Origin of the sequence: Pseudomonas sp., assembly GCF_026224925.1 — a bacterium.
GTDB lineage: Bacteria > Pseudomonadota > Gammaproteobacteria > Pseudomonadales > Pseudomonadaceae > Aquipseudomonas.
In genome coordinates this window covers 1-9,384 of record NZ_JAMFRV010000009.1, presented here as the reverse complement: position 1 = coordinate 9,384, position 9,384 = coordinate 1, and the positions used below count along the sequence as shown (strand labels likewise).

Annotated in this window: 11 protein-coding genes; 9 read left to right on the top strand and 2 right to left on the bottom strand. The window is 59.1% G+C overall.

Annotation, left to right across the window (positions count from 1 at the left end):
* Nucleotides 1-424: 424 nt before the first annotated feature.
* The 9 genes from mdcA to madM all read left to right on the top strand — a co-directional run bounded on the left by mdcA (nucleotide 425) and on the right by madM (nucleotide 7,747).
* The gene (gene mdcA, locus M0974_RS00655) at nucleotides 425-2,101 is read left to right on the top strand and encodes a malonate decarboxylase subunit alpha (protein ID WP_297831301.1); all 1,677 of its coding nucleotides are present in this window, start codon (nucleotides 425-427) and stop codon (nucleotides 2,099-2,101) included.
* A complete protein-coding gene (locus M0974_RS00650; RefSeq protein ID WP_297831298.1) occupies nucleotides 2,101-2,976 on the top strand; it encodes a triphosphoribosyl-dephospho-CoA synthase in 876 nt (291 codons plus the stop codon). The genes mdcA and M0974_RS00650 overlap by 1 nt, the downstream gene beginning before the upstream one ends.
* A 2-nt stretch (nucleotides 2,977-2,978) precedes the next feature.
* Nucleotides 2,979-3,278 carry a malonate decarboxylase subunit delta gene (locus M0974_RS00645; protein ID WP_297831295.1) on the top strand — a complete coding sequence of 100 codons (300 nt, stop codon included), beginning with the start codon at nucleotides 2,979-2,981 and terminating at the stop codon, nucleotides 3,276-3,278.
* On the top strand, nucleotides 3,271-4,122 hold the full coding sequence (locus M0974_RS00640) for a biotin-independent malonate decarboxylase subunit beta (protein ID WP_297831292.1): 852 nt from the start codon (nucleotides 3,271-3,273) through the stop codon (nucleotides 4,120-4,122). The genes M0974_RS00645 and M0974_RS00640 overlap by 8 nt, the downstream gene beginning before the upstream one ends.
* Nucleotides 4,119-4,922 carry a biotin-independent malonate decarboxylase subunit gamma gene (gene mdcE / locus M0974_RS00635; RefSeq protein WP_297831289.1) on the top strand — a complete coding sequence of 268 codons (804 nt, stop codon included), beginning with the start codon at nucleotides 4,119-4,121 and terminating at the stop codon, nucleotides 4,920-4,922. Before M0974_RS00640 ends, mdcE begins: the two co-directional genes overlap by 4 nt.
* Entirely contained in the window at nucleotides 4,923-5,555 is a 633-nt protein-coding gene (locus M0974_RS00630; RefSeq protein WP_297831286.1) for a malonate decarboxylase holo-ACP synthase, read from the top strand.
* Entirely contained in the window at nucleotides 5,552-6,487 is a 936-nt protein-coding gene (gene mdcH, locus M0974_RS00625; RefSeq protein ID WP_297831282.1) for a malonate decarboxylase subunit epsilon, read from the top strand. Before M0974_RS00630 ends, mdcH begins: the two co-directional genes overlap by 4 nt.
* Before the next feature lie 65 nt (nucleotides 6,488-6,552).
* Nucleotides 6,553-6,981: a malonate transporter subunit MadL gene (gene madL, locus M0974_RS00620; protein ID WP_297831279.1), complete on the top strand. Its 429-nt coding sequence runs from the start codon at nucleotides 6,553-6,555 to the stop codon at nucleotides 6,979-6,981.
* Nucleotide 6,982: 1 nt separating this feature from the next.
* On the top strand, nucleotides 6,983-7,747 hold the full coding sequence (madM, locus tag M0974_RS00615; RefSeq protein ID WP_297831277.1) for a malonate transporter subunit MadM: 765 nt from the start codon (nucleotides 6,983-6,985) through the stop codon (nucleotides 7,745-7,747).
* A 147-nt stretch (nucleotides 7,748-7,894) separates the two neighbouring features.
* Here the strand turns inward: madM and M0974_RS00610 are convergent, their stop codons facing one another.
* A complete protein-coding gene (locus M0974_RS00610) occupies nucleotides 7,895-8,815 on the bottom strand; it encodes a LysR substrate-binding domain-containing protein (RefSeq protein WP_297831274.1) in 921 nt (306 codons plus the stop codon).
* Nucleotides 8,816-8,935: 120 nt separating this feature from the next.
* A partial coding sequence (locus M0974_RS00605; protein WP_297831271.1) for a chromate transporter occupies nucleotides 8,936-9,384 on the bottom strand: 449 nt, incomplete at its 5' end.

The following is a 9,384-nucleotide window of genomic DNA, read 5'->3' as shown; positions in this document are numbered from 1 at the left end:
GGTGTATCAGGAAAACCGCGCCGCCTGCTTCCCGAACAAGTTCGGTCCCACTGGGACTAGGGAATTGCCCAATATCCAGCGCCATACCGAGATTCGGTGGGAGCGAACTTGTTCGCGAAGGCAACGACACGGTGTATCAGACAAACCGCGGCGCCTGCTTCCCGAACAAGTTCGGTCCCACTGGGACTAGGGAATTGCCCAACATCCAGCGCCATACCGAGATTCGGTGGGAGCGAACTTGTTCGCGAAGGCAGCAATACGGTGTATCAGACAAACCGCGCCGCCTGCTTCCCGAACAAGTTCGGTCCCACAGCTAATTTTCTGGATCATTACTCCAACCGTAACAATTACACTTTCTGCTTGATTGATGCTGAAGGCCATTCGCTTCTATGGTGTCCCACGACAGCGAATTCGTGGAGCCAGCATGACAACAATAACGACACTCGATCCGCGCTGGTCGCGTCGGCGCAGCGAAAAGCAGCGGCGGCTCGAGCAGGTGCGGTCTCTCGCCGATGGCGTGGTACTGCCGACTGAACATATCGTCGCGGCGCTTGAGGCGCTTATTGCACCCGGCGACCGTGTAGTCCTGGAAGGGAACAACCAGAAGCAGGCAGACTTTTTGTCGCGCTCACTGGCCAAGGTCGACCCCGTCAAACTGCATGATCTGCACATGATCATGCCCAGCGTTGGTCGCTCTGAACACTTGGATCTATTTGAGCTAGGCATCGCCCGAAAGCTCGATTTCTCCTTTGCCGGCACCCAAAGCCTGCGCATCAGCCAACTCCTTGAAGACGGCTTGCTGGAAATCGGCGCCATCCACACCTACATCGAGTTGTATGCGCGGCTGGTGGTCGACCTGATTCCCAATGTCGTGCTCTCCGCCGGGTTCATGGCTGACCGTGCCGGCAATATCTACACTGGCCCCAGCACCGAAGACACACCGGCACTGGTCGAGCCTGCCGCATTCAGCGACGGCATCGTAATTTTCCAGGTCAATCAGATCGTCGACGACGTCAGCGACCTGCCGCGCGTAGATATCCCGGCCTCGTGGGTCGACTTCGTGGTGTTGGCCGATAAGCCGTTTTACATCGAACCGCTATTCACCCGCGACCCGCGCCACATCAAACCCGTGCATGTATTGATGGCGATGATGGCCATCCGCGGTATCTACGAAAAACACAACGTACAGTCGCTGAACCACGGCATCGGTTTCAACACCGCCGCCATCGAACTGATTCTGCCCACCTACGGCGAATCCCTCGGGCTGAAAGGTAAAATTTGCCGCAACTGGACGCTCAACCCGCACCCGACGCTTATCCCGGCGATTGAAAGCGGTTGGGTCGAAAGCATCCATTGCTTCGGCACCGAACTGGGCATGGAAAACTACATTGCAGCGCGCCCCGACGTGTTCTTCACCGGGCGTGACGGCTCGCTGCGCTCCAACCGAATGATCTGCCAACTGGCCGGGCAATACGCGGTGGACCTGTTCATCGGCGCGACCCTGCAAGTCGATGGCGATGGCCACTCTTCAACCGTTACTCGCGGTCGCTTGGCCGGTTTCGGTGGCGCACCGAACATGGGCCACGATCCTCACGGTCGCCGTCACGCCACACCGGCTTGGCTCGACATGCGTCAACACACCGGCGACGGCCCGGACGCCTACCTTGAGCGTGGCAAAAAGCTGGTGGTGCAGATGGTGGAGACCTTTCAGGAAGGCGGCAAACCCACGTTCGTTGAAACCCTGGATGCAGTCGAGGTCGCGAAGAAAAGTGGCATGGCCCTGGCGCCGATCATGATTTACGGCGATGACGTCACCCACTTGCTGACCGAAGAAGGCATTGCCTATCTGTACAAGGCGCGTTCGCTGGAAGAGCGTCAGGCGATGATCGCGGCGGTCGCCGGTGTCACTGCGATTGGCCTGCGCCATAACCCCAAAGACACAGCGCGAATGCGCCGTGAAGGCTTGATCGCCTTGCCGGAAGATTTGGGTATTCGCCGTACCGATGCCAGCCGTGAATTGCTTGCCGCCAAAAGCGTCGCCGATCTGGTGGCGTGGTCTGGAGGCTTGTACAACCCACCCGCTCAATTCAGGAGTTGGTGATGCGCGCACTCAAGCTACAACCCATCAGCGTGTCGCTGGCAGACCGCCTGGCTGATCTCGCCGTGGACGCGTTGATCGACGAAGCCGACCTGTCGCCGAAACCGGCACTGGTCGATCGTCGCGGCAACGGCGCCCACAGCGATTTGCACCTGGGCTTGATGCACGCGTCGGCGTTTTCGCTATGGCCTGCGTTCAAGGAAATGGCTGAAGCCGCGCTGGAGTTCGGCGTCGTCGGTCAGCCCCTGCGTGAAGCCATCGGCCGCATCGGCCGCGAAGGCGAAGCGGCGATGCTGCAGACCACTGGCGGCGTAAATACTCATCGCGGCGCGATTTGGGCATTGGGTTTATTAGTGGTCGCTGCTGCGCTGGAACCGGCGAATCAGACACCTGCCGCAATCAGTCTGCGCGCTGCGCGCTTGGCGTTGATCGATGACCGTCACTCACCCGTGCAACTCAGCCATGGCTCTGAAGTGGCTCAACGTTATGGCGCACGTGGTGCGCGGGAACAGGCGCAGTTGGGCTTTCCTGCCGTGCTGCAATACGGCTTGCCGCAATTACAGCGCAGCCGTGCCGCTGGGCATGGCGAGCAGAACGCAAGACTCGACGCGTTGCTCGCAATCATGACCACCCTGGCCGATACCTGCGTGCTGTACCGCGCCGGTGAACCGGGCCTTGCCGCCATGCAGCACGGCGCACAAAAAGTGCTGGATGCGGGTGGTAGCGCGAGCCTTGGCGGTCGTCGTTGCTTGCACGAATTGGATCAGCAACTGTTGAGTCTGAACGCGTCGCCCGGTGGTGCCGCAGACCTGCTCGCAGCGTGCCTGTTTATCGATAGCCTTGAGCCTGGGCTCGGCGAACCCTCGAGGAATGTTTGATCATGGAAACTCTGTCGTTTGAATTCCCCGCCGGGCAACCGCCTTTGGGCCGTGCGTTGGTGGGTTGTGTCGGTTCTGGTGACCTGGAAGTGATGCTCGAACCCGGCGAACCGGGCAAGTTGTCGATTCAGGTAACGACCTCAGTCAACGGCGCCTCATCCCGTTGGCAGCACCTGTTCGAGCGGATGTTTGACGGGCAAACCCCGCCCGCGATGAGCATCGATATCCATGATTTCGGGGCGACACCGGGTGTGGTGCGATTGCGCATGGAACAAGGTTTCGAGGAGATCGGTCATGAGTGACACCGCCCGCTTGCTCCAGCAGCACAGCTTCGTTGAACTCAACGCTCGTCAGCGCGCCCGTGCGGTATTGGACGCCGGCAGTTTTCGTGAATTAGTTGGCCCGTTTGATCGCATGATGTCGCCATGGTTGGCCAAACAAGGCGTCGTGCCCCAGGCCGATGACGGCGTAGTGATTGCCAAAGGCACCATCGGCGGTTTGCCTGTGGTGGTGGCCGCGATTGAAGGCGCCTTTCAGGGCGGCAGCATGGGCGAAGTCGGTGGCGCGAAAATGGCTGGCGCACTGGAGCTGGCGGCCGAAGACAATCGCAACGGAACTCCTACCGCCGCCGTGCTGCTGCTGGAAACCGGTGGCGTGCGTCTGCAGGAGGCTAATCTGGGCCTGGCGGCGATTGCTGAGATCCACGCAGCCATTGTTGATTTGCGCCGATACCAACCGGTGATCGGTGTGGTGGCGGGCAGCGTTGGCTGCTTCGGCGGAATGTCCATTGCCGCAGGCTTGTGCAGCTATTTGTTGGTAACCCAAGAAGCCCGTTTGGGCTTGAACGGTCCGCAGGTGATTGAGCAAGAGGCCGGCATTCAAGAATACGACTCGCGCAACCGGCCGTTTATTTGGAGCCTGACCGGTGGCGAGCAGCGGTTTGCCACTGGACTGGTGGACAGTTTTGCCATCGACGACGTGGTGACCGTCCAGCAACAGGTCGCGGGTTTGCTCGCCAAAGGTTTGCCAACCCTGAATCGCAGTGGCCGATACGAACACTTTTTGCAGCGGCTGTCCCAGTTGGACACCACGCAGCAGATCGATCCGCAAACCGTGCGCACGTTATATGACGGAGAACAGTCATGAGTGATTTCTCAGTGCGGGGTTTGCAGTGGTTTTTAGCCCTGAGCAACGGCGCTGCAGAAGTGGCGGGTCTGCCAGCCTCGCTGAAAGTAGCTGACGGCGAATTGGGCCAGCAGCCTGCGCGCTTTCTAGCGGTTGTCGCTGACCCCGACAATCGTTTCCCTCGGGCGCGTAACGGCGAAGTCGGCCTGCTGGAAGGCTGGGGTTTGGCGAAAGCCGTCGATGAAGCCATCGAGTTGGATCAGCGCAGTGAGCACAAGCGCACCTTGATCGCCATCGTCGACGTGCCGAGCCAAGCCTATGGCCGCCGCGAAGAAGCGCTGGGCATTCATCAAGCCCTCGCGGGCGCCGCAGACAGTTATGCGCGTGCGCGTTTGGCCGGGCATCCGGTGATTGCGCTGTTGGTCGGCAAGGCCATGTCCGGGGCGTTTCTGGCCCACGGTTATCAGGCCAACCGCCTGATTGCCCTGCGCGATCCTGGGGTGATGGTGCATGCCATGGGCAAAGCGTCTGCGGCACGGGTCACTCTGCGTACCGTCGAAGAGCTGGAAAAACTTGCCGCCAGCGTGCCGCCCATGGCCTATGACATCGACAGCTACGCGACCCTCGGTTTGCTGTGGAAAACCCTCTCAGTGAGCCAAATCGAACAGCCAACGGCTCAAGATATCGAACAGGTAAAAGCGTGTCTGATCGCGGCCGTGGACGACGTGCATGCAACGGGCAATGACCTGAGCAGCCGCCTCGGTGCCGAGAATCGTGCGGCGTCTTCCACGGTGCGTGAACTGCTGCGGGCGCAGTGGTAAATGAACGCCATCGTCGCAGTGCAGCCCCATGATTTACTCTGGGGTTTGCCTGCGTGCGCGTTGCCAGCCGACGCGCCGCATTGGGTGGCTGAAGCCTTGAGCCTTGGTCAGCCGGTGGTCGTGCGTCGGGCTTTGGTGGCGCCGGGTCACATCGCAGTGGGTGTGCGCGGGCAGCGGCGTGAACAGCGTTATGCCACGCTCATGAACCATGCTGACATTCAGCGTCAGGTTCGGCCTGAACAACTGATCAATGCCGTTAATGAAAGCAACCGTGATTGGCCCGCGTTAAAAGCGCTGCAGCACGCTCACTCTGTAATGGAGGATTTGGGGCTGGTATGGGGCGTCAGCGGCAGTGCTGGTTTTGAACTGGCCAGTGGTTGCGCAGCGCTGAATGTAGACAGCGATCTGGATTTGATTCTGCGCACGCCGCGGCTGTTCAGTCGCTCATGCGCGGCGCAGTTGGTTGTTCAACTGGAGCGCGCGGTGTGCCGGATCGACGTGCAACTGCAAACGCCTCACGGCGGTGTGGCACTGCGCGAGTGGGCTGGGTCTGCACGGCAGGTGTTGCTTAAAACGGAAGTTGGCGCGCTCTTGGTCGGTGATCCATGGCTGTTAGCCGAGCACGGCGCATGAGCAGCTTTATGGTGTTCCCAGGCCAGGGTGCGCAATACCCACAGATGCTCCATCAGTTGCCGGATGAAGCGCTGATTCGCGAGTCCCTGAATGAGGCCAGCGAAGCGTTGGGCGAAGACATATTGGTTCTGGATTCTGCACACGCATTGGCCAATACCCGCGCCGTGCAACTGTGTTTATTGGTCGCAGGTGTCGCCTGCGCGAGGGTGCTGATCGAACGAAGTGAAGCGCCTGCGTACGTGGCTGGCCTGTCAATTGGTGCATATCCGGCCGCCGTCATTGCGGGTTCGCTGGATTTTGGCGATGCCGTGCGACTGGTCGCGCTGCGCGGCGAGTTGATGCAACACACTTACCCCACAGGATTTGGCATGACGGCGATTCTTGGTCTCGATCAAACCACGGTCGAGGCTTTGATCGCCCAGGTCCACAGTATCGCGACGCCGTTGTACCTCGCCAACATCAACGCCGATGCGCAGATGGTGGTGGCCGGCAGTGATGCAGCAATGGCCCAGGTGGCCGAGTTGGCAGCGGCACATGGCGCCGCCGCAGCAAAACGTCTAGCGGTCAGCGTGCCGTCCCATTGCGCGTTGCTCGATCAACCGGCGTCAGCGCTGGCAGAAGCGTTTGCCAAGGTGTCGATGCGAGCACCGGTGTTGCGTTACCTCAGTGGCAGCACGGCGCGATTGATCACTACCGTCGATAAATTACGCGATGACCTGACCTACAACATGTGCCGGGTGATCGACTGGCGCAGTACCGTGCAAACCGCCTATGAGCGAGGCGTGCGCCTGCAAATTGAGTTGCCGCCTGGGGCCGTACTCACGGGGCTGGGCAGAAAAGTGTTTGAACAAGGAACAGCGGTCGCCTTTCAAGGGGCTCGCATGGATACGCTGAGCGCGTTGCTGCAAGAGGAGGGAAGTCGTAACCCATAGACCGAGTGGCTGCTGCGAAGGATAAAAACAACAACTTCAGCAACGCAATTGTGAGGATAAAAATAATGATTATTTACGGTGTAGCCTTACTGGCTATCTGCACCCTGGCCGGGGTCATTCTCGGTGACATGCTGGGCGTGTTGCTGGGCGTCAAATCCAATGTCGGCGGTGTTGGCATCGCTATGATTCTGTTGATTTGTGCGCGCCTCTGGATGCAAAAACGCGACGGCATGACCAAAGACTGCGAGATGGGCGTGGGCTTTTGGGGGGCCATGTATATCCCTGTCGTGGTTGCCATGGCTGCGCAACAAAACGTAGTGACTGCCTTGAAGGGCGGCCCGGTTGCCGTTTTGGCAGCCGTCGCCTCGGTAGTGGTCTGTGGTTGCGCGATCGCGTTTATCAGCCGCATCAACAAAGGAGAACCGCTGCCCGATGAAGAACCACCGGTGATCTTGCCTGCCGCGCCTATTACAACCACCGCAGGGGGACGTTGATATGTGGCCCCTACTCGCAAAAGACCTCGGCCAATATGGCTTGGTAACCGCGTTCGCGTTTGTCGGCATCGTCATGTGGATGTCGGTGGTGATCTCGAAGCGGCTGACGTTCGGGCGCATTCATGGCTCGGCCATCGCCATCGTGATCGGGCTGATTCTGGCTTGGGTTGGCGGCACCATGACCGGTGGCGAAAAAGGCTTGGCGGACATTAGTTTGTTCTCCGGTATTGGCTTGATGGGCGGCGCCATGTTGCGTGACTTCGCCATCGTCGCCACTGCCTTCGAAGTACAAGCCACTGAAGCCCGCAAAGCCGGATTGATCGGCGTCATCGCCCTGCTACTGGGCACAACGCTGCCGTTTATTGTCGGCGCGAGCATCGCTTGGATGTTCGGTTACCGCGACGCGATTAGCATGACGACGATTGGCGCGGGCGCTGTGACCTATATCGTCGGCCCGGTGACTGGTGCTGCCATTGGTGCAAGCTCTGCCGTGATGGCATTGTCCATCGCCACCGGGCTGATCAAGGCAATTCTGGTGATGGTCTGCACGCCGATGGCGGCACGTTGGATGGGGCTCGATAACCCTCGGTCGGCGATGGTCTTCGGCGGACTGGCCGGCACCGTCAGCGGTGTTACCGCAGGTCTTGCTGCCACCGACCGGCGCCTGGTGCCTTACGGCGCACTCACCGCGACGTTCCACACGGGGTTGGGCTGTCTGTTAGGGCCTTCGGTGTTGTACTTCATTGTGCGCGGGATAATGGGCTAGATCGACCATTTGCTCCAAACCCTGTGGGATAACTGTGGGACCGAATTCATTCGGGAAGGCAACAACGCGGTCATTCAGACAAACCGCGCTGCCTGCTTCCCGAATAAATTCGGTCCTACAGAATACATGCGGTCCAACAAAGGGATATCAAACCTGCGAATGCCGGTTCGCATACATCCGGCACTCAGCCACTAATGCCAATAAATTCGGGTCGCGTTCTTTGGCTTTGAGGAACACCACGCCGATGTGCTGTTGCATGCGATAGCGCTGTTGCAACGGGATCAAGCGCACTCGATTTTCGTACACTGCCGCCACACGTCCCGGCAGCAATGCATAACCGACTCCAGAGCTGACCATGCTCAGCAGGGTAAAGATGTCGTTGACCTGCATCGCTACTTTTGGCTCGAAGCCCGCTTGTTGGAACACCCGAACCCCGTCCTGATGGGTGGCGAAGCCTTGAGTCAGGGTCAGGAAGGTGGCTTCGCGCAGGTCGCTCAGGTCGACTTCGCTTTGATGGGAAAACGGTGAGTCGGCAGGCGCAGCAAGAAAAATATCGTCGGAAAATAGCGGCAGTTGCTCACAGTCCGGGTCGCTGACGCTTTCGTTGAGCGACACCAGAATTGCGTCCACTTCCATGTTCTTCAACTTGTAGAACAGGTCAATGTTCGAGCCGAGGATCAAATCGATATTCAGCTCGCTACGGCGGATTTTCAGGCCCATGATCAACTGCGGGACGGTTTTGACCGTCAGCGAATACAGTGCGCCCAGCTTGAAGCGTGCCGCAGAAAAGCCGGCTGCCTGGCGCGTGACTTCGACCGTTTTAACCACATCCTGAATCAGCTTCTGCGCGCGCTCTTCCAGCACATAAGCACTTTCCAGCGGGGTTAAGTTACGTCCTTCGTGTTTAAACAGCGGACAACGCAAGGCACTTTCCAGTGAGTGAATCGCCCGGTGAACGCTGACGTTGCTGGTTTGCAACTCCACTGCCGCCCGCGCCAGATTACCGGTGCGCATGAAGGCCAGAAAAATCTCCAGCTTCTTCAGGGTCAGTTCTTCATCGATCAGCATGGCGGGCATTCCCCCTCAAATAACGCATAACTTATTGAATTTATATATTAATTTGTAGAAGGACGCTTGCCTGCGATGGGCCCGGGGTCGCGGGCAAGCGCGCTCCTACAAGGTCTGCTGTCAGAACCAATCAGCATTTAGCACACCGCTGGTCAGGCCCAATGCCGTGCCGATCAGGATCAGCCAGATGGCATTGATTCTGGAAAAGTAGATGATCGTGGCACTGACGATTGTCAGTGATACCTGCGCCCAGCCGTTTTCCATGCTTTTGATCAGCACGAAGGACGCGGCCAGAATCAGGCCGATGGTCACCGGCAGCAGTGAGCGTTTGACCCGTTGCACCCATGGCCGGTGGGATTGTCGCTCAAGCCAGCCGGCGCCGTAGTAAGTGATCATCGAACATGGCAGCAGCTTGGCGACCATCACGGTCAAGGCGCCAGTAACGCCTGCCGCCTCTTGACCGATGAACACCAGAAACATGCCGTTCGGCCCCGGCAGTGCTTGGGCCATGGCAAAGAACGCGACAAATTGCGCGTCGGTCACCCAATGCGCCTGCATCACGGTGTAGC

Bases quoted from the DNA above. Each gene is read 5' to 3' on its own strand.
- mdcA (WP_297831301.1), top strand. From the start codon at position 425: ATGACAACAATAACGACACTCGATCCGCGCTGGTCGCGTCGGCGCAGC.
- M0974_RS00650 (WP_297831298.1), top strand. From the start codon at position 2,101: ATGCGCGCACTCAAGCTACAACCCATCAGCGTGTCGCTGGCAGACCGC.
- M0974_RS00645 (WP_297831295.1), top strand. From the start codon at position 2,979: ATGGAAACTCTGTCGTTTGAATTCCCCGCCGGGCAACCGCCTTTGGGC.
- M0974_RS00640 (WP_297831292.1), top strand. From the start codon at position 3,271: ATGAGTGACACCGCCCGCTTGCTCCAGCAGCACAGCTTCGTTGAACTC.
- mdcE (WP_297831289.1), top strand. From the start codon at position 4,119: ATGAGTGATTTCTCAGTGCGGGGTTTGCAGTGGTTTTTAGCCCTGAGC.
- M0974_RS00630 (WP_297831286.1), top strand. From the start codon at position 4,923: ATGAACGCCATCGTCGCAGTGCAGCCCCATGATTTACTCTGGGGTTTG.
- mdcH (WP_297831282.1), top strand. From the start codon at position 5,552: ATGAGCAGCTTTATGGTGTTCCCAGGCCAGGGTGCGCAATACCCACAG.
- madL (WP_297831279.1), top strand. From the start codon at position 6,553: ATGATTATTTACGGTGTAGCCTTACTGGCTATCTGCACCCTGGCCGGG.
- madM (WP_297831277.1), top strand. From the start codon at position 6,983: ATGTGGCCCCTACTCGCAAAAGACCTCGGCCAATATGGCTTGGTAACC.
- M0974_RS00610 (WP_297831274.1), bottom strand. From the start codon at position 8,815: ATGCTGATCGATGAAGAACTGACCCTGAAGAAGCTGGAGATTTTTCTG.